The sequence below is a fragment of the Nonomuraea bangladeshensis genome, from assembly GCF_039529455.1.
Taxonomy (GTDB): domain Bacteria; phylum Actinomycetota; class Actinomycetes; order Streptosporangiales; family Streptosporangiaceae; genus Nonomuraea; species Nonomuraea bangladeshensis.
Genome location: NZ_BAAAMV010000011.1, coordinates 59,482 through 84,586 on the forward strand (window position 1 = coordinate 59,482; position 25,105 = coordinate 84,586).

Genomic DNA, 25,105 nt, shown 5'->3' on the forward strand with positions numbered 1-25,105 from the left:
CGCCGGTGAGGATCGACCTTGAGGGGTTCGGCAAGTCCTACGGCGGCGTGCCCGTCCTGCGGGACGTGTCGTTCACCCTGCACGGCGGCCGGGTGCACGGCCTGCTCGGCGAGAACGGCGCGGGCAAGTCCACGCTGCTCAAGGCGGTGTGCGGGGCGGTGGCCCCGGACACCGGCCGCATCCTGCTGGACGGCCGGCCCATCACGGTCGGCTCGCCCAGGGACGCGCTGCGGCACGGGTTCACGCTCATCTCGCAGGAGCTGGCCCTGGTGCCGGCCATGACCGTGCTGGACAACGTGTATCTCGGCCGGTGGCGCAACCGGTTCGGCTGGCGCGACCGCCGCGCCGACCGGCGGCGCTTCGCCGAGCTGACCGAGCGGACCGGGTTCGAGCTGGACCCGTCCGCGCTGGTCAGGGACCTGCCGATCGCCGCGCAGCAGCAGGTCGAGGTGCTGCGCGCGCTGGCCTCGGGCGCGTCGGTCATCGGCATGGACGAGCCGACCGCGCTGCTGACCCAGAACGAGACCGAGCGCCTGCTGGAGGTCATCAGGCGCCTCGCGGCCGACGGCGCGGCCGTGGTGCTCATCTCGCACTTCCTCGATGAGGTGCTGTCGGTCTGCGACGACGTCACCGTGCTGCGCGACGGCCGGCACATCAAGACCGGCCCCGCTGCCGAGCAGACGCCGCAGAGCCTGGTCGGCGACATGGTGGGCCGCCCCGTCGAGCTGCTCTACCCCGAGCCGCGGCCGGTGCCCGAGGACGCGCCGGTGCTGCTCAGCGCCCGCGGCCTGCGCCGCGGCACCGCCGTGCGCGACGTGTCGCTGGACATCCGCGCGGGCGAGATCGTCGGCATCGCCGGCCTGGTCGGCAGCGGCCGCTCCGAGACGCTGCGCGCGATCTTCGGCGCGGACGCGCCCGACGCGGGCGTGGTCGAGGTGGCCGGTCAGACCGTCCCCGCGGGCTCCCCCGCCCGCGCGATGAAGGCCGGGCTCGCCATGGTGCCGGAGTCCCGCAAGGACCAGGGCCTCGTGCTCGGCCGCCCGGTCCGCGAGAACGTGGCGCTCGCCAGCCTCGGCAGCCGGCAGCGGGCCGGGTTCGTCAGGGGCGGGGCCGAGCGCGAGGCCGCCGGCGCCATGCTCGGCGGGCTCGACGTGCGCGGCTCCGACCTGGGCGGCCCCGTGTGGACGCTGTCGGGCGGCAACCAGCAGAAGGTGCTGTTCGGCAAGTGGCTCATGGACCGGCCCAAGGTCCTGATGGTGGACGAGCCGACCCGCGGCGTGGACGTGGGCGCCAAGGGCCAGATCCACCAGCTCCTGGTCGAGCTGGCCGCCGAGGGCATGGCGGTGCTGGTGGTCTCCTCCGAGGTCGAGGAGGTGCTGGGCCTGGCGCACCGGGTGCTCGTCATGCGGCACGGCCGCTTCGTCGGGGAGTTCGCGCGCGGCCGGGCCACCCCCGAGCAGGTCGTCGCGCTGGCCTTCGCCGACACCCCCGACACCGAACTTCCTGAGGAGAACCGATGACCGCCACCACCGCGGACGTCAAGGCGGACGTGAAAGCCGCGCCCGGCCGCTCGGCCCGGCTGCGCGACCTGGGGATCGTGCTCGGCGTGGTCCTCATCATCGTGGTGCTGTCGGTCAGCACCTCGACGTTCCTCACCACGGGCAACCTGGTCAACCTGCTCGACCAGGCCGCCGTGGTGGGGCTGCTGGCCACCGCCGCCACCCTGGTGATCATCTCGGGGTCGTTCGACCTGTCGATCACCGCGGTGCTGGCCCTGTCGGCGATCGTCGCCGTCGCGGTCACGAACGTGGCCGGGGTCGGCCCCGGCATGATCGCCGGCGTGCTGGCCGGCGCGCTGCTCGGCATGATCAACGGCATCGTGGTCGTCCGGATCAAGGTGCACTCGTTCATCGCGACGCTGGCGCTCAGCATCATCTACCGGGGCGTGGCGGTGATCCTCACGGCCGGCGCGATCGTCTACCCGGCCGAGGACCGGGCCACCGCCTTCCAGGCGCTGAGCTGGCCGACCGTGCTCGGCGGGGTGACCGCGGCGTCGCTGCTGTTCCTCGCCGTGGTCGCGGTCTGCTGGATCCTGCTGGCCCGCACCACGTTCGGCCGCCGCGTGTACGCGATCGGCGGCAACGAGGAGGCCGCCCGGCTGTCCGGCATCAGGGTCGGGCAGATCAAGGTGGCGGTGTTCGCCATCAGCGGCGTGTGCGCAGCCCTCGGCGGGCTCATCCTGGCCGCCCGGGGCGGGTCGGCGCAGGCGAGCCTCGCCACCGGCATGGAGATGACCGCCATCGCCGCGGCCGTCGTGGGCGGCACCAGCGTCATGGGCGGCGAGGGCGCGATCTGGCGCGGCCTGATCGGCGTCCTGCTCATCACGCTGATCGGCAACGGGTTCAACCTGCTGGGCTGGGATACGATATATCAGCAGGTCGTACAGGGTGCGCTCATCCTCGGCGCGGTGAGCCTCGACCGGCTGCTGCGAGGCCGAAGGAGCTAGGTGGAGGGCGCGCGGATCGGGATCCTGCTGGGTGCGGGGCGCGCGCACGCCGCACTCGTCGGCGACGGCGAGACCCGCCACGCCACCGGTCCCAACGCGAGCGAGCGGGTCCTCGCCCGGATGCTGCGCGGCCTCGCGAACGGCGTTCGCGTCGGCTCCGTCACCTGGGACGTCTCCGCCGAGCTCGATCCCGCCCTGGCCGGCACGCCGGTCGCGGCCGTGCGCGTGGTGCCCCGGCTGCCCACGGGCGGGCTCGGCTCCGGTCACCCTTCCCCGCTGCTGCGGTCCCTGCAGGCGCGGCGGGGCGCGGTGATCGGCGGGCACGACCTGTTCGGCGTCGAGCTGGCGCCGCTCGACATCTACGCCGTCCTCGCCGAGGCCGCCGCGGCCCGCGACATCCCCGCGCTCGCGGTGACCGCGAGCGGCGCGCCCGGCTGCGCCGACCACGAGCTGGCCGCCGCCGAGCTGGTCCACGACACCCGCCCCGAGGCGCGGGTGTCGCTGTCCCACCAGGTGGGCGGGCTGGGGCTGCTCGACAGGGAGGCCGCCACCGTCATCAACGCGGCGCTGCTGGCGCGGGCCGCCGAGCTGGCCGAGCGGTGCGTACGGGTGGGCGAGCTGGTCGGGCCGCAGGTGTCCACCTGGTTCGCGGCCGGCGACGGCGGGCGCATCTCGGCCGAACGGCTGCGGCTGCTGCCGGTGCTCGCGCTGGCCGCGTCGGAGGCGGCGGCGCTGACCGGTGCCGCCTGGCTGGCCGGGGCCGGGGACGCGCTGGTGGGGCTGGCCCTGCCGGACGCGCTCGCCGTGGGCCACGTCACGGGCGGCCTGCCCGAGGTGACCGTCGACCGGCCGGGGCCCGGCGGGGTGCGGATGGCCGTGCCGACCGCGTCGCTGACCCGCATCCCCGGCTCACCCGCCGCCTCGGCCGCGGCGTTCGCCCTGCTGGCCGAGCACGAACCCGACCAGGCGGTGGTGGCCGCCGGCTCCACCGGCGAGGCGGCCGTACGAGCCAGGGCCGTCGCCGCCCGGCTGCCCGCCCCGGGGCGGCTGGTGCTGCCCGGCGGCGAGCTCGCGGCCATCGGCGCGGCCTGCACCGAGCCGACGGCCTGGCTCGACACCGTCGTCTACGCCGAGTCGCGCGAGGAGCTCGACCGCCAGCGCGGCATCGCCGAGCAGCGCGCCCTGACGCTGGTCGCCGAGAGCGGCGCCCGGCTCGGCAGCGAGCGTGTGGTCAGCTCGCGGGCGGTGTCGATGTCGTTCCTGCGCAGCGGCTCCTACCGGCTGATGGTCCGCGCGGGCGGCGAGGCGGGCGAGGAGACGTGAGCGAGCGGCTGATCACCGCCGCCGACGTGCCCGCGCTGCTCGCCGGGGCGGAGTTCTTCTCCACCAGCGCGGCGGGCGAGGGCATCGACTTCGCCGGCGTCTGGCTCGGCGACATCCTGGCCCACACCGGTCCCGTACGCCTGGTCGCGGCCGGCGACCTCGACCCCGGCACCGTCTGCGCCGCCATCGGCGGCATGGGCTCCACCACCGCCATGGCCGAGCTGCCGCCCTCCGGCGCCGAGCCCGAGGCGCTGGCGCGCAGCCTGGAGGGCCGGTGCGGGCCGCTCGGCGCGGTGCTGCCGCTCAACGCCGCCAGCGTCAACGCGCTGTTCCCGGTGGCGGCGGCGGCGCTGCTCGGGCTGCCGCTCATCGACTGCGACGGCATGGGGCGGGTGTTCCCGCTCATCCACCAGACGACGTTCGAGCTGGCCGGGCTGTCGCTGGCGCCCATGGCGGCGGTCAGCGCGGGCGACGACTCGCTGCTGCTGGAGACCGGGTCGGCGCGGGCCGAGCGGCTGGCGCGGGTCGTCGCGCAGAGCGCCGGCGGGTGGCTGCTGTGCGCGCTCTACCCGACGCGGGTGGGCGAGCTGGCGGGGGCGGCGATCCCGGGCTCGATGAGCCGGGTGCTGGAGGTCGGCCGCGTCCTGCTCGCCCACGCCCCCGGCCGCCCCGCCTGGACCGGCGGCCCTGCGTGGACCGGCGGCCCGGCCCATCCACCCGGCCGCCCCGGCTGGACCGACGGCCCGGCCCATCCACCCGGCCGCCCCGGCTGGACCGACGGCCCGGCCCATCCACCCGGCCGCCCCGGCTGGACCGACGGCCCACCCCACCAGCCCGGCCGCCCCGGCTGGACCGGCGACCCACCCCAGCCGCCCGGCCCGCCCTGGGAGACCTGGGAGGCGGGGGCGTTCCAGGAGGGCGGGCCGGGGCAGCGGGGGGTCGTGGCGCCGCACGAGCGGCTGCTGGCCGAGCTGACCGCCGTCACCGGCGCGAGCGTGCTCGGCGGCGGGCGGCTGGTCGAGATCGGGCCCTCGGTGCGCCAGGCCGCCGCGCTCTTCCCCGGCAACCCGGTGGGCCTGGCCGTGCACGACCACGACAGCGGCCGCCTGATCCGCATCGAGGCGCACAACGAGCTGATCCTCGCGCTGTCGGACGGCTCGCTGGCGGCGGCCGTGCCCGACCTGCTGTGCCTGCTGGACCGGGGCACGCTGCGCATGACCGGGCCCGGCAGGCTGACCGCGGGCGACCTGGTGGACGTGCTGGTCGTGCCCGCCGCGCCGCTCTGGCACACGATCCCCGGCCTGGCGCTCGGCGGCCCCGGCGCGTTCGGCTTCCCGCTGCGGCACCCGAAGGAGGCGAGCCGATGAGCAGCGTACGCGCCCCGCGCGTCGCCGAGCAGCTCACCGTGGACGAGCTGGTCAGGTACGGCCCGCTGGGCCGCGCCCAGATGCTGGTCCGCGAGGACCTCGGCCGGCGGGTGTCCCGCGTGGCGCTGGTGTCGGAGCTGGACCAGATCCGCTCGCACGGACCGGGAACGGTCGTCGTGCTGTCGGCCACGCTCGGCCACGGCGCCTGGATGGTGGAGTCGGCGCTCCGCCTGGCGTGGGAGCGCAGCGCGTCCTGCCTGGTCAGCCCGGCCGAGGCGGGGCCGACGTCGGCGACGGCGCAGCTCGCCACGCGGATGCGGCTGCCGGTGTTCGCGGTGGGCGAGGACCCGGCCGCGTACGCGCTGGAGCTGGCCGCCGTGGTCGCCAGCCCCGAGGCGGCGCGGGCCCGGCTCGCGGCCCGCTGCGCGGAGCTGTTCGCCGAGCGCAGCAGCCCGCGCGGGATCCTCGGCGTGATCAACGCGGAGGTGCCCGGCGTGACGGCGGCGCTGCTGCTGCCGGACGGCCACCTGCTGGCCGGGCAGTCGGCGGCGGCGCGGGCCGAGCACCAGGTGCGGGTGGAGGTCCCCGGCCCGGACGGCCGCCGCTGGGCCGATCTCGTCGCCGGCCTGGCCGCTCCCCCGGCCCCGGCCTGGGCGGAGAGCGTACGGCTGATCCTGCGCCTGGCGCGCGCCCCGCTCACGACGTCGGTGGCGCGGGAGCGGGTGAGCGCCGTCTACGGCGCCGAGCAGGCGCGGGCCGCGCTGACGGCGCTGTTCGCCCGGCCGGGGCACGCGGTGGAGGCCGAGCCTGGTGTGGACCTGCCGGGCTGGCGGCTGGAGGGGCGGCACGTGGCGGTGTTCCTGCGTACCGATCCCGCGCTGGAGGGCGCCGGCCTGTCGCCGGGCGTGGTGTCGGCCTGGCAGGAGGTGCTGCCCGACCTGCCGCTCGCCCCGTGGCAGGACGGCTGGGCGAGCTGGTGGACCGAGCCGGAGATCGAGTCCGGCCAGGTCGCGGCGGCGCTGCGCAGGCACCTGGCCAGGATGCGCGTGCCGGTGCCGCTCAGCGCGGGCGTGGGCCGGGCCGCCGAGGGCGGCGAGGGGCTACGCGCCTCGCTGGAGCAGGCGGTGCTGGCCGCTGGCGCGACGGTCCGGCTCGGGCACGGCGAGGTGCGCACGTTCGACGAGCTCGGCTACCGGGCGCTGCTCGGCACGCTGGGCCAGGCGGAGCTGGCCGCGTCGGCGCGGCTGGTGCTGGCCGACCTGCTGGCCGCGCCGGACGGGCCGGTGCTGGTGGTGACGCTGGCCGCGGTGCTCGACTGCGGCGGCTCGACCGGGCGCGCGGCGGCGCGCCTCGGCCTGCACCGCAACACGGTGCTCGGCCGCGTGGAGCGCATCCGCGCCCGGGGCGTCGACTTCGACCACCCCGACCAGCGGCTCGCACTCCACCTGGCCTGCTACGCGCTCCTGCCCGAGCTCCAGAACGGCCAGCAGGCGACAACCCAGCAGCCGTAGGCCGACCGGCAGACAGGCCCGTCGGCAGAGGCCGGTCGGTCGGGGCGCGGACCGCCTGCCGATCGGCGCAGACCCGCGCGCGGACCCGCCGACAGCCCGGCGCGCAGGAACGGCGACGGCCGGCCCCGGAGCGCGATGCTCCGGAGGCCGGCCGTCGCCCCGCTGGTCAGGCGGAGAAGGAGTAGACCTCGCCGGCCCGCGTGGCCGAGACCTGGCCGTCGAGCACGTCGGCCCGGACCGCCTCGGCGTCGCGCTCGGCCGGGTCGCCGAAGCCGCCGCCACCACCGGTCTTGCAGAGGATGACGTCGCCCTTCTTCAGCTTCATGCCGTTGCACTTCAGCAGGCGGCGCTCGTCCTCCCTGCCCGGGTTGATGATGATCTCCGGCGGGGTGGCGTCGTGGCCGCCGAACAGGCCCCAGGCGGGCGTCAGCGACCGCTCGAACCACAGCGACACCGTGCAGTCGTGCAGCGCGGTGTACTCGCGGACCACGCCGTTGCCGCCGCGGAAGCGGCCGGCGCCGCCGGAGTCGGGGCGGATGGCGTACTCGCTGATCCGGAACGGGTAGCGGGTCTCGAACACCTCGACCGGGATGTCCTTGAGCGAGCCGTTCACGTTGTTGATCAGCGCGGTCTCGCCGTCGGAGCCGTCCCAGGCGCCCCAGCCGCCGAGCGTGGCCTCCAGGCTGACGTAGTCGCGCTTGGTGCGCGGGTCCGTGCCGGCCAGCAGGACGATCATCGAGTCGCCGTGGCTGGCCCCGGCGACCTTGTCCGGCATGGCGGGGGCGAGCGCCTTGGCGACCATGTCGATGAGCAGGCCGAGGTGCGAGAAGTACCACTGGCAGGCAGCCGGCGCCACCGCGCCGAACACCGACCCCTCCCTGACCTGGACGGTCATCGGGCGGAACGAGCCGCCGTTGCCGGGCACGTCGGGGCTGACCAGCAGCTTGTAGCCGACCCGGCAGGCCGAGACGGTCTGCGAGACGCCGCAGTTGACCGGGCCGACGGTCTGGTCGGCGGAGTCGCGGACGTCGAAGTCGATCTCCGAGCCGGACACCGTGATCTTCAGCCGGATCGGGATCGTCGTGTCCAGGTCGATGCCGTCGTTGTCGAGGCAGCCCTCGGCCTCGTACACGCCGTCGGGGATGGCCGCGATGACCTCGCGCTCCAGGCGCTCGGTCTGGGCGAAGATCTCGTCGCGGGCGGCGCGGAGGGTGTCCAGGCCCCACCGGCGCACGATCTCCTCCAGGCGCGCCTGGCCCATCTTGATCGTGGCGATCATGGCGTGCATGTCGCCGCTGGTCTGGTACGGGAAGCGCACGTTCGTGGCGATCGTGCTCATCGCGCCGTGGACGTCCACGCCGCCCTCGACCAGCTTCTGCGGCGCGAGCCGCAGGCCCTCCTGGAAGATGTTGACCGAGTCCATGGAGCCGCCGGGGTCCTTGGAGCCGACGTCGATCCAGTGGGCGCGGGTGGCGGTGAAGCCGACCAGCTCCTCGTCCACGAAGACGGGGCCGAAGATGGTCACGTCGTTGAGGTGGGTGCCGCCGAGGTAGCTGTCGTTGAGGATCCACACGTCGCCCGGCTGCCACACCTCCCGCCCGAACTGCTCCTCGGTGGCCTTGGTGCAGGTCTCCAGGTTGCCCAGGAAGATCGGCAGGCCGGCGGACTGGCCGAGGACCTGGTGCTGGTCGTCCAGCAGGGCCACGACGCAGTCGCCGCACTCGTAGATGATGGGGGTGTACGCCGAGCGGATGAGGGTGGCGTTCATGTCGTCGGCCGCGGCGGCGAGCGCGTTGCGGATGATCTCGACGACGACCGGGTCGACGGTCTGGGCGTCGGCGGTCTGGGCGGGGGTGGTCACTGCTCCTCCTCGGTGTTGCGAACGACCAGCGAGCCGATGGGGTCGACCGACACCGAGAAGCCGGGCGGGACGACCGTGGTGGCGGTGCTCTCCACGATGATCGCCGGACCCTCGAAGGAGTGGCCGGCGGACAGCGCCTCACGGCGCACCAGGATGGTCGGGCGGGCCTGCCCGTCGAAGACGACCTCGCGCGTCTCGTGCGCGAAGTCCGGCCCCTGCGCCTCCCCGACCTGCTCGGCGGCGCCGCGGCCGAGGTCGCCGAAGGCGGTGGTGCGCAGCGTCACGAACTCGATGGGCGCGCCCAGGTTGGCGTGGCCGTAGCGGGTCTCGTGCTGCTGGGCGAAACGCTTGGCGATGACCTCGACGAAGCCCTCGGCGGCCGGCTCGTCGGCGTCGGACAGCGGCACGGTGAGCGTGTACTCCTGGGCCGCGTAGCGGATGTCCACGGCGTGCTCGACGCGGCGGTTCTCCTCCGGGACGCCCTCGCCGGCCAGCGAGGCGAGGCCCTCCTCGGCCATGCCGCGCAGCCTGGCGGCCATGTCCGCGCCGTCGAGGTCGGCGTCGAGGTGGAAGTAGGTGTCGGAGAAGTCCTTGCGGATGTCGGTCTGCAGCATGCCCCAGGCGGAGAACGCGCCCGGGAAGCGCGGCACCACGACCTCCTTGATGCCCAGCTCGCGGGCGAGGAAGACGGCGTGCATCGGACCGGCGCCGCCGAAGGCGACGAGCGTGAACTCGCGCGGCTCGATGCCCCGCGAGACGGTGATCGTCCTGATGGCCTGGGCCATCTTGGCGTTGGCGACGTCGCAGACGCCCTCGGCGATGGCGAGGGTGTCCAGGCCGAGGCCCTGGCCGACGGTGTCGAGCGCGCGGCGGGCCGCCTCGGTGTCGAGGTCCAGCGTGCCGCCGGCGAACCAGTCGGGGTCGATGCGGCCGAGCACGAGGTTTGCGTCGGTCACGGTCGGCTCGGTGCCGCCGCGGCCGTAGCAGGCCGGGCCGGGGGTCGCGCCGGCCGAACGCGGTCCGACGCGCAGGCCGCCCGCCTCCAGCCAGGCCACCGAGCCGCCGCCGGCGCCGATGGTGTGGATGTTGACGACGCTCATGAGCATCGGCAGGCCCTCGATGTTGGCCTCGGGCGAGATGTCCGGCTGGCCGTCGATGACCAGCGACACGTCGAACGAGGTGCCGCCCATGTCCACGCCGATGAGGTTGGGCCGGCCGATCGCGCGGGCCAGCTCGACGCCGCCCATGGCGCCGCCGACGGGGCCGGACAGCAGCGTCTGCAGCGGGCGGCGGCGGGCCGACTCCGCGGTCAGGATGCCGCCGGAGGACTGCATCACGTGCATCGGCACGGTGAGCCCGCGCTCCTTGAGGTTCGCCTCAAGGCGCTCCAGGTAGCGGCGCACGACCGGGCCCGTGTACGCCTCGACCACGGCGGAGGAGGTGCGCTCGTACTCGCGCCACTCCTTGGCGGCCTCGTGCGACAGCGACACCGTCACCTCGGAGCCCAGCTCCTCCAGCAGGATCTCCCTGGTGCGCAGCTCGTGCGCCGGGTCCAGGTAGCTGAACAGGTAGGCCACCGCGATCGCGCCGAACCCGCCCTCGCGGTAGCGGCGGGCGGCCTCGCGCACCGCCTGCTCGTCCAGCGGCTCCAGCTCCTCGCCAGCGGCGTCGAAACGGCCGCCGATCTCCACGATGTCGCGCTTCGGCACCAGCGGCTCGGGCTTGCGGAAGTGCAGGTCGTACAGGCGAGTGCGGGGGCCACGGGCGATGTGGTACGTGTCGCCCGCTCCCTTGGAGGCCAGCAGCAGCACCTTGACCCCGCGCCGTTCGAGGAAGGCGTTGAGTCCCTGGGTGGTGCCGTGCACGGTGAACGAGATGTCACGGGGGGAGTCCACCAAGGACTCCAGCGCGGTCAGCACACCCCTCGTCAGATCGTCGGGCGTGGTGGACGACTTGCCGACATGGTAGCGGCCGGTCGTCTCGTCGTACCCGATGACGTCGGTGAACGTGCCGCCGATATCCATGGAGACCCGGTATCGGCTCATGAGCGAGCTCCTCTCTAGCAAGGCGGTGACGCGACCGTAGCCCGGTCACGGTCGCCGTGGGTGTGCGCGGCGACCACTCCCCCGGCGGTTCACCGTGCCCGGGGCCCTGTCGGGGGGTGCGGGGCTGCGGCAGACTGGCGCGGCAGCCGAGCCGAGACGGGGGGAGACGCGCGTGGCCGGGCCGCCGTACCTGGGAGACGAGCAGATCCGGCGCATGTTGCCGATGGAACACGCGGTGATGGCGCTGGAGGCGGCCTTCCGCGCGGGACCTCCCGGTCCCGACGCGCCCGCCGCCCGCGCCGGGCTGGGGGGCGGCGAGCTGGTGCTGTCGGCGGGCGAGCGCGGCCGGTGGGCCGCCGCCCGCCTGACCGCCGCCCCCGTGTCCCGCCTCCTCCCCTCCCCAGAGCCCGGTGACGACCCAGTGTCCGATGCGGTGTTCGACCCAATGTCCGATGCGGTGTTCGAGGCGGTGTTCGTCGTGTTCGACGCGGACGAGCTGCGGCCGCGGCTGCTGCTCGACGCGCGGGCGCTCGCCGTCCTGCGCGCGGCGGCGGTGAGCGCGCTCGCGACCCGGCACCTCGCCCAGGCCGACGCCCGGCGGCTGGTGGTGCTCGGGACAGGCGCCGACGCCCGCGCACACGTACGGGCCATGCTCGCGGTACGCCAGCCCGACGAGGTGCGCGTCGTCGGCCCCGACGCCCGCCGGGCCCGCCGCCTGGCCGAGGAGCTGGACGCCGAGCACGGCGCGAAGGTCGTCCCCGGCGACCCTGACGACGTGGCCGAGGCGGACATCGTGTGCGTCTGCCTGCCCGGCCCGCTGTTCCCGGGACCGGCTCCCAGGCCGGGGTCGCACGTCAACGTGATCGGCGGCCGGACGCCGGAGCCCGGGAGCCGGCGGCCGTACGTGGTGGGCGAGCACGCGGGGATGCCCGGCTGCGACACCGACCTGCACCACGTGCTCACCGGCGAGGGCACGCCGCCGCCCGGCGCGCCGACGTTGTTCACCTCATCGGGGCTGATCGCCGAGGATCTGGTCCTGGCCGCGGAGCTGGCCGCCAAACTCGGCTGAACCCGGGCGGCGCCGCCCGCGTACCCTCCTACATGCGCTTCAGGATGACCACGGCGGCCCTGCTGACGACCCTGCTGACGGCGGCGGCCGGGTGCGCCGCGGCCGGCGCCGATCCGGGCTACTCGCAGGCCGACGTGCGCTTCAACCAGCAGATGATCACCCATCACCGCGAGACGATCCACCTCGCCGGGCTGGCCGTCGAGCGCGGCTCCGGCGCGTACGTACGCGAACTCGGCGCCGAGCTCATCCCGAAGGAGCAGGCCGACATCAAGGCGATGTCGGACTGGCTCACGTCCTGGGACCAGCCGGTGCCGAAGGAGGAGACCTCGACGGCGGGCGCCGAGCTGAAGGCCGGGCCGGGCTTCGACCGGGGCTGGCTGACGCTGGTGTCCAAGCATCTCGAACACGGCATCCACATGGCCGAGGAGGTGAAGGCGGGCGGCGTGCACGGGCCGACGCACGAGCTGGCCGACCGCATCGTCAAGGCGCAGACCGAGGAGATCGCCGAGATCGCCGGTCACCTGGACTGAGTCGCCTGGACTGAGCCACCTGGGCTGAGAGGCCCCTTCTGACAACGATTCCCACGTCTGTGCCACGCGGTCGTAAGATCGTCCGCGCGCCTCGCCCCGGGGGCTCGACGTGAGGAGTGAACCGCATGGAACGCAGACGTTTTCTCGCCCTGGCCGGCGCCGCCGGCCTGGCCGCCGCCGGGTCCGCGAGCCCGGCGCTGGCGGCGAGCTACCCCTTCTACGACGCGGGCGTCACCGCCGAGGCGCACGCGAAGCTGGGCGAGCTGGCGCCGTACGGGGTGACGGCGTTCGCGTTCACGCCGTCAGGCGGCTGGGTGGTCGTCACCCAGGACGGCCGCTACTTCGCCCGGGGCATCCCCGACGCCTGCTTCACCGAGCTGGGGGCGCTGTCCAAGGCGGGCCGGCGGATCCACTGCCTGGCCTTCCCTCCGGAGGGCGGCGACCGCTGGGTGATCACCACCGACAAGGGCGTGTCGGCGCGCGGCCTGCCGGCGGCCTGCCTGGACCGGATCAAGTCCTACTACGCCGCCGGGCAGCAGGTCGTGGACGTGGCGTTCCCGCCCGCGGGCGGCGACCGGTGGGTGGTGACCGCCGCGAACGCCTTCTACGCCAAGGGCGTGGACGACGAGTGCTACCAGATGATGCGCAACCTCACCCAGGGCGGCCGCAAGCTGACCCGGGTCGCTTTCCCGAAGGCGGGCGGCTGGGTGGTGGTCGCGCAGGACGAGTACTTCGCGCGCGGCATCCCCGACGCCTGCTTCACCAGGATGGGGACGCTCGCGGGCGGCGGCTGGCAGGTGCACACCGTGGCGTTCGCGCCGGGCGGCGGCTGGGTGCTGAGCACCCGCGGCAAGGCGCCCGCGCTGCCCGCCGACAAGGTGCGCCAGGTCGAGAACAAGGTCGGCGGCGCGACGCTCTGGCAGCGCATGAGCGCCTACCACACGCCGGGCGTCACGGTCGCCGTGGTCGTCGGCAACAAGATCGCCTGGTCCACCGGCTACGGCCGGCTGGAGGCGGGCGGCGCGGCGGCCGCCCATCCGGAGAGCGCGTTCCAGGCCGCCTCGATCAGCAAGGCGGTGACGGCGCTCGGCGTGCTGCGCCTCGCGCAGACCGGCGGCCCGGCGCTGAGCGCCGACGTCCGCCCGCACCTCGGCTGGACGCTGCCGCAGCGCGACTGCGTGACCTCCACTGCCACCCCGACGATCGACCGGTTGCTCGCCCACCGGGCCGGCGTCGTCGGGCGCGGCTCGACCTCGCCGGCCGGCGCCTGCTCCGGGTTCGCCTCCGGCGGCGGCGGCTTCGCCGGCTACGGCCCCGACGCCACCGTGCCGACGCTGCTGCAGGTCATGAACGGCGAGGGCAACTCGCCGAAGATCGAGCTGACCACCACGCCCGGCGCCGAGTACCACTACTCCGGCGCGGGCTTCGTGCTGCTGCAGCGCATGCTGGAGCAGCGGACCGGCGGGACGCTGGCGGACTACATGCAGAGGGAGGTGTTCGCGCCGCTCGGCATGACGACCAGCTCGTACGCCCTCACGCCCGCCTTCGAGCTGGCCTCCGGCCACACCGCGGCCGGCGCCGTGATCCCCGGCAAGCGCAACCGCTACCCGGAGTCGGCCGCCGCCGGCCTCTACACGAACGTCCTCGACCTGTGCCGGCTGGTGTCCTGGCTCAACCGGGCGTACACCGCCTCCGGCGACATCGCCGGTCCGCTCAGCAGGGCGTCGGTGCGCACGCTGCTGTCGGAGGGCCCGCAGCCGGGCATGGGGCGCGGGCTGTTCCTCGCGGGCGCGGGGACCGACGGCTTCTCCTACAGCCACGACGGCTCGAACTACGGCTTCCGCTCGCTGTTCCAGGGCTATCCGAAGCTCGGGGCGGGGTTCGCCGTCCTCGCCAACGGCAGCGACGCCGGCCTGGTGAACGAGATCGCCGCCGCGATCAAGAAGGTCTACGGCTGGCCGTAGGAGGACCGGCGGACGCCGAGGGCGGCCACCACGGCGGCTCCGGCGCAGACGACCGCCGTGACGAGCGCGGCCGTGTGGACGCCGTTCATGAACGCCTGGTGCGCGCCCTCGGTGACGGACGCCCGCAGCTGGGCGGGCATGTCCGGCGTCACCGGGGCGACCCCCATCGCGACCGCGTCCTCGGCCGCGCGGAACCCCTCCGCGCCGGGGACGCCGGCCGCGGCGAGCTCGCCGGTGAGGGTGCCGGAGACCCGGCTGCCGATCAGCGAGACCAGCACCGAGGTGCCGAGCGCGCCGCCGATCTGGAGCGCGGTGCTCTGCAGGCCGCCCGCGACGCCGCCGTCCCTGACGGGCGCGTTGCCGACGATGGCCTCGGAGGAGGCGGCCATGACCATGCCGACGCCGAGGCCGAAGGCGACGAACGGCGGCCACATGGCGTGGTAGGACGAGCCGGCCGACAGCAGGGCCAGCCCGGTGGCGGCGGCGGCCTGCAGCAGCATGCCGAGCGGCATCGACACCCGCGCGCCGAAGCGCCCGGTGACGGCGGCGCCGAGCGGCGCGGCCACGACGGAGGCGACGCTCAGGGGCAGCGTGTGGACGCCGGCCTGCACGGGGCTGAGACCGCGGACGTTCTGCAGGTAGAGCATGAGGTAGAAGATCGAGCCGAGCAGCGCGAAGAAGTTGATCGCGGTGATGACGGTGCCGATCGTCAGCGTCGGGTTGCGGAAGAGCCGCATCGGCAGCAACGGGTGCTCGCGGCGGGTCTCGTACCAGCAGAAGAGGGTCAGCACGAGCAGGCCGGCCAGGCCGCAGCCGAGCGTCCTCGCGTCGGTCCAGCCCCACGTCTCGCCCTTGACGACGGCGAAGACGACGGCGACCAGCCCGGCGGCGAGCAGCAGCACGCCGCCCGCGTCGAAGCGGTGGTGGCCGGTGGAGGTCCTGGTCTGCGGCAGGACGAGGGCCGAGACGACCAGGGCGAGCAGGCCGATGGGGGCGTTGATGAAGAAGACCGACTCCCAGGAGACGTGCTGGACGAGCAGCCCGCCCACGATCGGGCCGAGCGCGGTCGAGACCGAGGAGACCATGGCCCAGATGCCGACGGCCATGCCGAACCTGCGGGGCGGGAACACCGCGCGCAGTGTGCCCAGCGTGTTCGGCATGAGCAGCGCGCCGAAGAAGCCCTGCAGCGCGCGGAAGGCGATGACGCCCGCGATGGAGCCGGACAGTCCGATCGCGACCGACGCGAGCGTGAACCCGGCCACGCCGATCAGGTAGTACGTGCGGCGGCCGTAGCGGTCGCCGAGCTTGCCGCCCAGGATGAGCGCGGCGGCGAGGGCGAGCAGGTAGGAGTTGGTGACCCACTGCAGGTCGGCGGTGGTGGCGCCGAGGTCCCTGCCGATCTCGGGGTTGGCGATCGACACGACGGAGCCGTCGAGGCCGACCATGAACAGGCCGAACGCGACGGCGACGAGACTCCACCACGGGTTGGCGCGCACGCCCCGGGGCGGCGGGCTGTGGGCGGGCGCGGTGACGGTGCCGGTCTGGTGTGCGGACATGCGGGGCTTGGTCCCTGTCTTTCGTGGAACGTTCCAACCGGGCCTTGTCGAGCGCGGCCCGGCGGGGTCAGGAGGGTTTCTGGATGAGGCCGGCCAGGCGGCGCAGAGCGGGCAGCGCGGCGGCGATGGCGGCCCTGTCGTCCTCGCCCAGCGAGCCGAACGCGCGCAGCACATAGCCGGTGAACAGGTCGTGGGCCTCCTCCACACGCCGCCGCGCCTCGTCGGTGAGGTGCAGGTGGAGCACCCGCCGGTCGGCCGGGTCGCGCTCGCGGCGCAGCAGCCCGGCCGCCGTCATCTGGGTGATCATGGCGCTGGCGTTGCTGGTCTTCATGAGCAGGGCCTCGGCGAGCTCACGGACCGTGATGCCGTCCCGCTCCCGCACCAGGCGCAACGCGGCGAGCTGGACCTCCGGCGGTTTGGGGTGCGGGAAGTCCAGCTCGATGCGCCGGTCGAGGGCGCGGTGCAGCAGAGGGATGACCTCCACCACCCCGTTCGCCGTCGGCGCGGCCGGTGCGGAGGGTGACATGCCCTCCATAATACCTATGCGAGCATAGCTATTCGCCGGAGGCGGCGGCCGGCACGGGAGCGCGGACGCCGCTGATCACGACGCCGCTCGCCGGGCGGGCGGGGACCCGGCGCAGCGAGATGCCGAGATCCTGCAGCGGGACGTCGTGGTCGAGCCGCGCCAGCCGGACCACCAGCTCCCGCAGCAGCGTGACGGTGACGTCCTCGCCGGGGCAGCGGTGCCCGGTGCGCGGGTCGCCGCCGCCCTGCGGGATCAGCTCGAAGGGGTCCATCGGGCGGCCGAGGAAACGTTCGGGGCGGAAGGAGTAGGGCTCGGGCCACAGGTCCGGGTCGTGGTTCTGGCCGTACACGTCGAGCAGCACGAGCGTGCCCTCGGGGATCTCGTGGCCGCGCCAGGTCAGGTCGCGCGCAGCGCGCCCGCCGACGAACGGCGCGAACGGGTAGAAGCGCCGCACCTCGTGCGCGAATGCCTCGGCGAACTCCTCGTCACCCGTCCGCAGCCGCGCCCGGTGCTCGGGCCAGCGGTGCAGCGCGTGGCCCGCGTACGCGACGAACCAGCAGACGGCCACCGTGGGCCGGATGAAGTTGAGCAGCTCCACCGCGGCCAGGTGCGGGTCGAGGCGCTCGCCGTGGGCGTCCGTGTGCCGGGCGACCGCGGCCAGCGCCGAGCCGGTGGGCGCGTGGATCGCGCCGCGCCGCACGTCCTCCAGCAGCTTCGTCAGCCGGGCCTCCTGGCGGTCGCGGGCCCGGCGGGCGCGCCAGTGGCGCGGCCCGAGCGTGGCGAAGCCGTCCACCATGGCCACGCAGTCGTCGGCCAGCTCGTCGGCCTCGCCGGGGGACATCGTGACGCCGGCCCAGGCGGTGACGGCACGGCCGAGCACGCGGGCGGCCTCGTCGAAGAGCACGACCGGTTCGCCGCCGGCCGCCCAGCCGGCCGCGGCCTCGTCCCAGGCGGCGGCGGTGCGCCGGCGGAGGTCGGCGATGCCCGCGGGCGTCATGAGCGACAGGAACATCGCCTTGCGGACCCGGTGGTCGGCGCCGTCCAGGGTGTGGACCGGCCCGTGGCCGAACAGTGTGCTCTGCACGAGGCCGGGGAGGGCGCCGTGGCGGAGCACGTGGTCCTCGTCGTAGAGGAAGCGGGCGGCGTCGGGGCCGCACAGGCCGGTCGCGCGGCGGCCCAAGACGCGGGTGCGGGCCACGCCGTCCGGGGCCTCGCGGCGGCGTGCGGGGAGCCAGCCGTAACCTTCAAGGAGCATGAGTGGGGTGTTGTCGAGCGGCATCGCCCCCAGGTTCCCTTTCCGGCGGGACCGAAACGGCCGGGCGGGGTGATCCGGGCCGTCAGGCCGCGCTCAGCCGGCGACTCATGAACAGCTCCAGCCGGGTACGGCCGCCGGGGTGGTCGAGCCGCACCCGATCGCACACGCGCTGGATGATCCGCAGCCCGAGGCCGCCGTGACCGGGCCGGCGCGGCGCGGCGCGCAGGTGCTCGGCGGTGAGGGCGCCCGCCTCGTCCGCGACGTGCACCGTGACGCCGTCGGCGTCGCTGCGCAGGCTCACGGTGCCGGGGGCGCGGGCGTGCTCCAGGACGTTCCCCGCCGCCTCGCTGACCGCGAGCACCAGCAGGTCGGCACGTGAGCGCTCCAGCCCGGCCCGTACGGCGAACGCGCGCACCAGCTCGCGCAGCGGGGCCAGGTCCTCGCCGAGCGGAGTGTGCACGGCCTCGGCGGGACGGAGCGATGTGAGCACGAAAGACACGCAGCCACAGTGCCCACATCGTCGGCTTTCAAGCGGACTGGTCCAAGTTTCTTGTGATTCGTCGCACCAAGGCCCGCAGGGGTTGGTGAGATGTACCGGAATTGACAGCTCTGTTTCACTACCGCGTCCAATTCACAGAATGACCTTCGGGGATCATCGTTGAGCCGCGGGTCATCATCATCGATCGGAAACTCGGCACCCCCCACTCACCCCCCTCGCCCGAGGAGTCCCCTCATGTCCCGACGTGTCCTCGCCATGCTCGCCGCCGTCGCCCTGCTGTTATCCGTCTCCCCACCCGCCCACGCCGCCGCCCAGAACGACGTCTACGTGGCGCTCGGCGACTCGGCCGCGGCGGGCCCGCTCATCCCCGACCAGGTGCTGCCCGAGCTGGGCTGCTGGCGCTCCACCCGCAACTACGCGCACCTGACGGCCCAGGCCATCGGCGCCCGCACACTGCGCGACGTCACCTGCTCCGGCGCCAGGACGACGCACATGTACCAGTCGCAGAGCACCGACCTCGGCTCGGTGGCGCCGCAGCTCAACGCCGTCACCGCGGACACCACGCTGGTCACCGTGCAGATCGGCGCCAACGACGTGGGCCTGACCGGCTTCATCGAGGACTGCCTCAACCTGCTGCCGCCGCCCGTCGGCGACGCCTGCAACGACGACTACATCGTCGACGGCCAGGACAGCTGGCGGGTCAAGACCGACGCGCTGCGGCCCAAGCTGATCCAGCTCGCCGGCGACATCCGCGCCCGCGCCCCGCAGGCCCGGATCTTCGTGGTCGGTTATGCGACGTACGCCCCGCCCAACGGCTGCTATCCGCGCGTCCCGATCATCAAGGCCGACGCCAACTACATCCGCGCCACCCTGCAGTACTTCAACCAGATGCTCGCCGAGCAGGCCGCCGCGGCCGGTGTCGGCTTCATCGACCTGCAGACCCCGAGCGTCGGCCACGACCCGTGCACCCCGCCGGGGACCCGCTGGATCGAGCCGTACGTGCCGGCCTCGGCCGCGACCCCCTTCCACCCGAACGCGCTCGGCATGCGCGGCTTCGCCGCCGTCGTCACCGCCGCCGTCTCGGGCGCCTGACCGAGTACGGGGCCACGGGCGCTCAGTGGCAGCCCGTGGCCCCGAACGCCAGGAACCGGGTGACCTCCTCCTGGCTGAAGTTGTCGTCGGAGCCGACGACCAGCGTGCACTCGCCGTTCGCCAGCCGCGGTCCCCAGGCCAGACCCTCGTAGTTCTGGACCTGCGGGGCCGCCTCGCCCAGATCGAGGACGAGCCGCTTGACCACCGGCCGGTACGCCCGCCCGTCGGCCAGGGAGCGCCGGCGAAGGACGTCGGTCGCGCCGCGCAGGTCGAACTCGTACAGCCGGGCGCGGTAGCCGACGCCCTGGATCCAGGACCGTTCGAGCGCGAGGTAGCGCAGGTCGTCCACGGCCAGGATCTCCGACACGCCGCTGTCGGCGTCGCCGGTCGGCGGGACGGGCGCGGCGGGCAGCGCGTCGAGCGGGTAGACGTACTGGCCGCGCGGCCTGCCGTCGCGGCTCCACACGGTGACCCGGGCGGGCGCGCCGCTCTCGGCGGTGGGCGGCGGGCCGTCCTCGTAGCGGGGGCCCTCGGTGACGGCGGTGACCACGCGGGGCGTGACGGCGAGACCCTCGAAGCCGAAGTTGCGCCGCGGGCCGCGTTCGGCGCGGGTCAGCCGCAGGCCGCGCGGCAGCGGGAACGCGCCGAGGTGGCGGCCCTGCCGGTCCATGGCGCGGACGGCGGGCTGGGAGAGCGGGATGCCGGGGTTGCGGTCGTCGGGCCGGTCGCCCTCGTCGCCCCACAGCAGCCGGCCGTTCCAGCGGTCGAACCTGATCGACTCGGGGTCGGCGGACTCGGGCTTGCCGTAGCCGGGGTAGGGCGTGCCGTCGGCGCGGGTGAGCGTGGTGACGCCGGTCAGCCGTACGCCGCGGAACTCCCCCGTGACGCGGTCGATGTGCAGGCGGCCGGTGTAGAAGCGGGCGGGGTTGTAGCGCCAGCGGTCGTCGGAGATGAAGTACCAGGTGCCGGTGCGGGGGTCGTGGTCGATGCCGGACAGGCCGCCCACCGTCGTGCCGTCCAGGCGGGTCAGATGCGGCAGGGTCCGCTCGCCGAGGAAGCGGGTGACGCGCACCGGTTCGCGTCGTCCGGCCGCTGACGCCGACGGCGCCGAGAACGCCGCCGCCACCACCAGAATGACGGCGACCGCCATTGTCCGTCGCATCCGAACCATTTATTCCCCCCATCAAGAATTGGCGATGACGGGGAAATGAAATCGCGAATCCGACGGGAAGTCCATGCAGGTGGAAGCGGCGAACGGCCTTAATTCGCGACATTTCACGAGAAACAAAAAACCGTGCGGCGACGAGTCTCCTCGCCGCCGCACGGAATCCGCGCGCCCGCCCGCCGTACCGGACCACGCGCGGACCGCCCAAGGGCCACCGCGCGGACCGCCCGAGGTCCGGCGCGCGGACCGCGCGGAGTTTGCCGCGCGGAGCCTGCCGGGTTACGCCGCCGATATGGTGCGGGCGCGGGCCAGGCTCTCGCCCCATTCCCTGGCCCGGTCCAGCTCGCCGGGGACGAGCGGGCCCAGGGTGCCCTCCACGTAGAAGCTGCGCGCCGGGCAGGCCAGCCGTACCCCGGCCCGGCGCAGCCGCCTCGCGACGCCCTGCGCGGCCGAGCCCGGCATGCGCGGCCTGGCGACCCGCGTGTCGAAGGCCGCCGCGTCGAGGGCGGCCGACGAGGTGCGCAGCGCTGCCAGCCACTCGCGCACCCCGCGGCCCCCGGAGACCAGCGGGCCGCCCTCGGCCTGCTCCGCGGCGGACTGCCTGGTCGAGACCCTGCTCAGCCCGAACGCGTGCGTCGGCCCGCCCACGACCAGCAGGCCCACGTCAGCGCCCACCACGTCGGGGGCGGTGGCGACCTCGGCCACCTCGGCCCGCATGGCGCCCGCCAGCCCTTCGGCGATCGACTCGGCGACCGCCTTCGTGTTGCCGTACATCGACTCGTACACCACCAGCGCGTACATGCGCCCTTCCTCCCTCAGCTCTCCCGCGGAAGCACCGGTTCGAGGTGGAACATGCCGGTCATCACCTCGCCCGCCGTGCCCTTCTGGTGCGTACGGCGGCCCGCCACGGCGGCGACCACGTCGGAGGCGGTGATGAGCCCGACCAGCCCGTGCTCCCCCACCACCGGCAAGGCGTCACAGCCGGAGTCGGCCAGGATCGCCGCCACCCGTGGCAGCGGCGTGCCGGGCCGCACCCGCGGCCGGCGCTCGCCCGTCAGCACCGCGCCCACCTGGCGTCCCGACTGCTCCCACGGCCCGCCGGACCAGGAGGCCGCGAGGTCCTCGCGGCTCAGCACCCCGAGCAGGTGCCCGCCGGACACGACGGGGAGATGGTGCACGTCGGCGCGGCGCATCAGCTCCCACGCCATCAGCGGCGACTCCTCCGGCTTGACGACGACCAGGATCCGGCTCATGACCTGCTCGGCCACCAGGGTCTCGACGCTCATGACACTCCTCCAGCGGCTCGCCTTCCCCTTTCATCGTGGCGTCACGGGGCGGGCCGCACCCGGGGACGAAGTCCCTGGATCGGGGTGCCGTTGGTCCCTTACTCCCGTGGGGCGGTGGCGACGACGGCGGTGGCGTCCAGCTCGTCGGAGCCGGTGACGCGGGCGGTCAGGCCGGCCTCCTCGGCGGCGCGGGCGGTGGCCTCGGCCTGGCGTTCGCTGGTCTCGATCAGCAGGTGGCCGCCGGGGGCCAGCCAGCCGGGCGCGCCGGCGATCACGCGGCGGACCACGTCGAGGCCGTCGTGGCCGCCGTCGAGCGCGGTCAGCGGCTCGTACAGGCGGGCCTCCGGGGGCAGCAGCCCGACGGAGGCGGACGGCACGTACGGCGGGCTGGCGATCAGCAGGTCCACCCGGCCGCGCAGCGTCGCGGGCAGCGGCTCGTACAGGTCGCCCTCGTGGACGGAGGCGCCGGGCAGGTTGCGCCGGGCGCAGCGCACGGCGGCGGGATCGAGGTCGGCCGCGTGCAGCTCGACCGGCCCGGCCAGCCCGGCGGCGAGGGCGGCGCCCATCGCGCCCGTGCCGCAGCACAGGTCGAGGACGACCGGCGCGCCGGGAAGCTCCCCGGCCAGGGCGACGGCCTGCCCGATGAGGAACCCGGTACGGGGCCGCGGCACGAACACCCCCGGCTCGACGGCCAGCCGGAGCCCGCAGAACTCCGCCCAGCCCAGCACGTGCTCCAGCGGCTGCCCGGAGACGCGGCGCTCGGCCATCGCCTCGACCTCGTCAGGAGTGCGGGCGGCGGCGAGGATGAGCTCCGCCTCGTCCTCGGCGAACACGCACCCGGCGGCCCTGAGCCGCGCGACGAGACCGGGAACGGCCTCCTTGGACGACAAATAACCCGACATGGGCGACTTTCCTATCAGATGCCGGTCATGTCACCGCGGCCCGTCCCCCCACAGAGCCGGTCCCGCCTGCCACCAGCATGACGTGGTTCAGGGCGGGCGGACCAGCCGGACAGACCAGCCGGACAGACCAGCCGGACAGACCAGCCGGACAGACCAGCCGGGGCGATCAGCCGAGCAGATCAGGTGGACAGACCAGGCGGATAGACCAGGCGGGGCGATCAGCCTGGCAGACCAGGCGGGCAGACGAGCCGGGGCGATCAACCGCGGTGCCGGGCGGCGGCGTGGGCGGCGCCGTAGCCTTCGGCGCGCACCGTGACGCGGCCCGCCTCGACGCGCAGCGCCACCTCCGTGGCGTCGTCCACGCCGGTGACGCCGGCCGCCGCCGCGAGCTCGCCGCTCTCGTCCCACACCACCCGCAGCCGCGGCCAGGCCGAGCGCGGCACGGCCGGGCGCAGGCAGCCGCACAGCTCGGCGAGTGTGAGCCTGGCCAGCGGGAACAGCTCCTCGGGCGCGCCGCTGACCACGACGGCGGTGACCTCGGCCCCGGGCGGCGCGGCCCGTACGGCGTCCTCGACGGCCGACAACCGGTGCATGCCGAGCACCGCCACCACGCCGTCGTCGGTGAGCCGTACGGGCTCGCCGCTGACCGCGTCCGGCACGGGCGACGACGGCGGCGACCACGGCTCGTCGCCGGCCGACAGGCGCGGCAGCAGCGGTGCGACGAACCACCGGTCGTCGAGGTCGAGATCGGCCAGCCGCTCGCAGGCGCGCACCACGTTGAACGGCTCCACGAACCCCGGCGCCGCCGCCGCAAGCTGCCCCGCCCCGTGCAGCAGCGTGAGCGCGGCCTCGGCGAGCCCCACCAGCCGCCCGTCCGGGGCGGGCGGCGGCCGCAGGCGTTCCAGCGCCAGCCCGAGCAGGATCGCGTCGAGCTTCACGAGCTGCGCGTACGGCACCCGCGTCAGCTCGTCGGCGAGGATCTCCGGCATCAGGTGCATGCCGAGCCGGCTCGGCCCGCGTTCGTCGTCGGTGGCGAGCGGCAGCCGGGCGAGCCAGGCGCGGGCCACCTCCCCCAGCGCCTCGCCCACGGTCAGCGCGGGCTCCGCGGGCGCGGGCGGCTCGGCGGACTCGGCCAGCTCGGCCAGCACCGCGAAGTAGAGCGCCCGCTTGCCGGGGAAGTTGGAGTAGACCGCTCCCCGCGTGAGCTCGGCGCGGTCGGCGATGCCGTCGATCTTGGCTTCCCGGTATCCGCGCTCGGCGAACTCCGCCCGCGCCGCGGCCAGCACTCTGGCCCGGTTGCGCTCCTGTGCCTGCGCTCTGGTCAGCCGGGCCATCGTCCTCCTCGCGTTGCCGGGTCCCGCCGGTCAGGATACCGTGAACACTCAAATGATGAGATCATCTGAAATGAGGGGTGGCCCATGGCCGACGTGCCAGAACTCGACCTGACCGACCCCGCGCTGCTGCGCGACCCCTCCGCCGCGTACGTCAGGGCGGCCGCCGACTCCCCCGTGGCGCGGCTCACCGGGCCGGGGTTCGCGTTCTGGGTGGTGCTGCGGCACGCCGAGGGCCGGGCGGCGCTCGCTGATCCGCGGCTGCGCACCCGTGAGGACAGCTACCAGCGGCCGGACGTCCCGGCCGACTGCCTGCCGTACATGACGACGATGTCCGAGCTGAACGGCGCCGAGCACGCCCGGCTGCGCCGCCTGGTCGCGCCCGCGTTCGCGCCGCGGCAGGCGGAGCGGTTCCGGCCGCGCGTCGAGGCCGTCGTGGACGCCCTGCTGGACGAGCTGCCCGGCCACCGGTCGGACGACGGCCCAGGAGGCGGCCCAGGAGGCGGCCCAGGAGGCGGCACGGTGGACCTGCTGGCGCGCTTCGCCCGGCCGCTGCCGATGGAGGTGATCTGCGAGCTGACCGGCATCCCGGCCGCCGACCGGCCGCGCTGGCGCGCGTGGGGCGCGGATGTCGCGGCGGGGCACGGGGCGGCGTTCGCCGAGGCGATCCCCGGGATCCTGGAGGGCGCGAAGGCCGCCGTGGCCAGGGCGCGGGCCGAGCCGGGCGACGACCTGATCTCCGAGCTGGCCCGCGTCCAGGAGGAGGACGGCGACCGGCTGTCGGAGGCCGAGCTGGTGACGATGGTGTGGCAGCTCGTCCTGGCCGGGCAGACGCCGACGAACCTCATCGCCAACTCCGTGGCCGCCCTGCACGAGCATCCCGATCAGCTGGCCGCGCTGCGCGCCGACCCGGCGCTGATGCCGGGCGCGGTCGAGGAGCTGATGCGCTGGTGCGGTCCGCAACTGCTGACCATCCCCCGGTTCACGGCGGAGGACGTCGAGATCGGCGGCGTGACGGTGCCGGAGGGCGAGCCGGTGACGGTCGCGATCCCGGCCGCCAACCGCGACCCGCGCGTCTTCGCCGATCCCGACCGGTTCGACGTGGGGCGGGACGCCGCGGGGCAGCTCGGGTTCGCGCACGGGCCGCACTTCTGCGCCGGGGCGTCGCTGGCGCGCGTGCAGACCGCGGTCGCGCTCGGTTCGCTGCTGCGCCGCTTCCCCGGCCTCGCGCTCGCGGGGCCGCCGCGGCGCGTCCCCGACCCGGGCACGGCCCGGCTGCTGTCGCTGCCGGTGACCCTGGGCACGGCGGGCTGACGG

General features: G+C 74.7%; 21 protein-coding genes. 10 read left to right on the forward strand and 11 right to left on the reverse strand.

Annotated features, from left to right (window positions below; all coding sequences use genetic code 11):
• Window positions 1-5: 5 nt before the first annotated feature.
• Genes ABD292_RS35400 through ABD292_RS35420 form a run of 5 tightly spaced genes read left to right on the forward strand, consistent with a single transcriptional unit; the run spans window position 6 to window position 6,707 of the window.
• The gene (locus ABD292_RS35400; protein WP_344215188.1) at window positions 6-1,520 is read left to right on the forward strand and encodes a sugar ABC transporter ATP-binding protein; all 1,515 of its coding nucleotides are present in this window, start codon (window positions 6-8) and stop codon (window positions 1,518-1,520) included.
• The gene (locus ABD292_RS35405) at window positions 1,517-2,506 is read left to right on the forward strand and encodes an ABC transporter permease (RefSeq protein WP_344215190.1); all 990 of its coding nucleotides are present in this window, start codon (window positions 1,517-1,519) and stop codon (window positions 2,504-2,506) included. The genes ABD292_RS35400 and ABD292_RS35405 overlap by 4 nt, the downstream gene beginning before the upstream one ends.
• Entirely contained in the window at window positions 2,507-3,829 is a 1,323-nt protein-coding gene (locus ABD292_RS35410) for a hypothetical protein (protein WP_344215192.1), read from the forward strand.
• On the forward strand, window positions 3,826-5,196 hold the full coding sequence (locus ABD292_RS35415) for an S-methyl thiohydantoin desulfurase domain-containing protein (protein ID WP_344215194.1): 1,371 nt from the start codon (window positions 3,826-3,828) through the stop codon (window positions 5,194-5,196). The genes ABD292_RS35410 and ABD292_RS35415 overlap by 4 nt, the downstream gene beginning before the upstream one ends.
• Window positions 5,193-6,707: a PucR family transcriptional regulator gene (locus ABD292_RS35420; protein ID WP_344215196.1), complete on the forward strand. Its 1,515-nt coding sequence runs from the start codon at window positions 5,193-5,195 to the stop codon at window positions 6,705-6,707. The genes ABD292_RS35415 and ABD292_RS35420 overlap by 4 nt, the downstream gene beginning before the upstream one ends.
• Before the next feature lie 166 nt (window positions 6,708-6,873).
• On the opposite strand, the gene ABD292_RS35425 is transcribed toward ABD292_RS35420, so the two are convergent.
• Both ABD292_RS35425 and ABD292_RS35430 read right to left on the reverse strand, forming a co-directional pair.
• The gene (locus tag ABD292_RS35425) at window positions 6,874-8,568 is read right to left on the reverse strand and encodes a hydantoinase B/oxoprolinase family protein (protein ID WP_344215198.1); all 1,695 of its coding nucleotides are present in this window, start codon (window positions 8,566-8,568) and stop codon (window positions 6,874-6,876) included.
• Window positions 8,565-10,613 (reverse strand): hydantoinase/oxoprolinase family protein, encoded by a 2,049-nt coding sequence (locus ABD292_RS35430; protein ID WP_344215200.1) that lies wholly within the window; start codon window positions 10,611-10,613, stop codon window positions 8,565-8,567. Before ABD292_RS35430 ends, ABD292_RS35425 begins: the two co-directional genes overlap by 4 nt.
• A gap of 172 nt (window positions 10,614-10,785) precedes the next feature.
• On the opposite strand from ABD292_RS35430, the gene ABD292_RS35435 reads away from it, so the two are divergent.
• The 3 genes from ABD292_RS35435 (at window position 10,786) to ABD292_RS35445 (ending at window position 14,176) form a co-directional block, all read left to right on the forward strand.
• Window positions 10,786-11,682 carry a hypothetical protein gene (locus tag ABD292_RS35435; RefSeq protein ID WP_344215202.1) on the forward strand — a complete coding sequence of 299 codons (897 nt, stop codon included), beginning with the start codon at window positions 10,786-10,788 and terminating at the stop codon, window positions 11,680-11,682.
• 32 nt (window positions 11,683-11,714) lie between these two features.
• Window positions 11,715-12,212: a DUF305 domain-containing protein gene (locus ABD292_RS35440; protein WP_344215204.1), complete on the forward strand. Its 498-nt coding sequence runs from the start codon at window positions 11,715-11,717 to the stop codon at window positions 12,210-12,212.
• 125 nt (window positions 12,213-12,337) lie between these two features.
• The gene (locus ABD292_RS35445; protein ID WP_344215206.1) at window positions 12,338-14,176 is read left to right on the forward strand and encodes a serine hydrolase domain-containing protein; all 1,839 of its coding nucleotides are present in this window, start codon (window positions 12,338-12,340) and stop codon (window positions 14,174-14,176) included.
• Here the strand turns inward: ABD292_RS35445 and ABD292_RS35450 are convergent.
• The 4 genes from ABD292_RS35450 to ABD292_RS35465 form a co-directional block, all read right to left on the reverse strand.
• Window positions 14,161-15,732, reverse strand: coding sequence for an MFS transporter (locus ABD292_RS35450; protein ID WP_344215208.1), 1,572 nt, complete (start codon window positions 15,730-15,732; stop codon window positions 14,161-14,163). The two genes, ABD292_RS35445 and ABD292_RS35450, sit on opposite strands and share 16 nt — an antisense overlap.
• A 67-nt stretch (window positions 15,733-15,799) precedes the next feature.
• The gene (locus ABD292_RS35455; protein ID WP_344215210.1) at window positions 15,800-16,258 is read right to left on the reverse strand and encodes a MarR family winged helix-turn-helix transcriptional regulator; all 459 of its coding nucleotides are present in this window, start codon (window positions 16,256-16,258) and stop codon (window positions 15,800-15,802) included.
• A gap of 28 nt (window positions 16,259-16,286) precedes the next feature.
• On the reverse strand, window positions 16,287-17,537 hold the full coding sequence (locus tag ABD292_RS35460; RefSeq protein WP_344215212.1) for a cytochrome P450: 1,251 nt from the start codon (window positions 17,535-17,537) through the stop codon (window positions 16,287-16,289).
• 58 nt (window positions 17,538-17,595) lie between these two features.
• Window positions 17,596-18,012 carry an ATP-binding protein gene (locus ABD292_RS35465; protein WP_344215214.1) on the reverse strand — a complete coding sequence of 139 codons (417 nt, stop codon included), beginning with the start codon at window positions 18,010-18,012 and terminating at the stop codon, window positions 17,596-17,598.
• 234 nt (window positions 18,013-18,246) lie between these two features.
• Here ABD292_RS35465 and ABD292_RS35470 point away from each other — a divergent pair, with 234 nt between their 5' ends.
• Window positions 18,247-19,104: an SGNH/GDSL hydrolase family protein gene (locus tag ABD292_RS35470; RefSeq protein ID WP_344215216.1), complete on the forward strand. Its 858-nt coding sequence runs from the start codon at window positions 18,247-18,249 to the stop codon at window positions 19,102-19,104.
• Window positions 19,105-19,126: 22 nt separating this feature from the next.
• Here ABD292_RS35470 and ABD292_RS35475 read toward each other — a convergent pair whose 3' ends face one another.
• From ABD292_RS35475 to ABD292_RS35495, 5 genes are all read right to left on the reverse strand, one after another.
• Window positions 19,127-20,266, reverse strand: a complete 1,140-nt coding sequence (locus tag ABD292_RS35475) for an esterase-like activity of phytase family protein (RefSeq protein WP_344215218.1) — start codon at window positions 20,264-20,266, stop codon at window positions 19,127-19,129.
• A 282-nt stretch (window positions 20,267-20,548) separates the two neighbouring features.
• Window positions 20,549-21,070: a flavodoxin family protein gene (locus ABD292_RS35480; protein ID WP_344215220.1), complete on the reverse strand. Its 522-nt coding sequence runs from the start codon at window positions 21,068-21,070 to the stop codon at window positions 20,549-20,551.
• A gap of 14 nt (window positions 21,071-21,084) precedes the next feature.
• Window positions 21,085-21,555, reverse strand: a complete 471-nt coding sequence (locus tag ABD292_RS35485) for a CBS domain-containing protein (RefSeq protein WP_344215222.1) — start codon at window positions 21,553-21,555, stop codon at window positions 21,085-21,087.
• Between the two features lie 98 nt (window positions 21,556-21,653).
• Complete coding sequence (locus tag ABD292_RS35490; protein WP_344215224.1) at window positions 21,654-22,457, reverse strand: putative protein N(5)-glutamine methyltransferase; 804 nt, start codon at window positions 22,455-22,457, stop codon at window positions 21,654-21,656.
• A gap of 257 nt (window positions 22,458-22,714) precedes the next feature.
• Complete coding sequence (locus ABD292_RS35495; protein WP_344215226.1) at window positions 22,715-23,791, reverse strand: TetR/AcrR family transcriptional regulator; 1,077 nt, start codon at window positions 23,789-23,791, stop codon at window positions 22,715-22,717.
• An 84-nt stretch (window positions 23,792-23,875) separates the two neighbouring features.
• Between ABD292_RS35495 and ABD292_RS35500 the strand changes: the two genes are divergently transcribed.
• Entirely contained in the window at window positions 23,876-25,102 is a 1,227-nt protein-coding gene (locus tag ABD292_RS35500) for a cytochrome P450 family protein (protein ID WP_344215228.1), read from the forward strand.
• The last annotated feature ends 3 nt before the right edge of the window (window positions 25,103-25,105 follow it).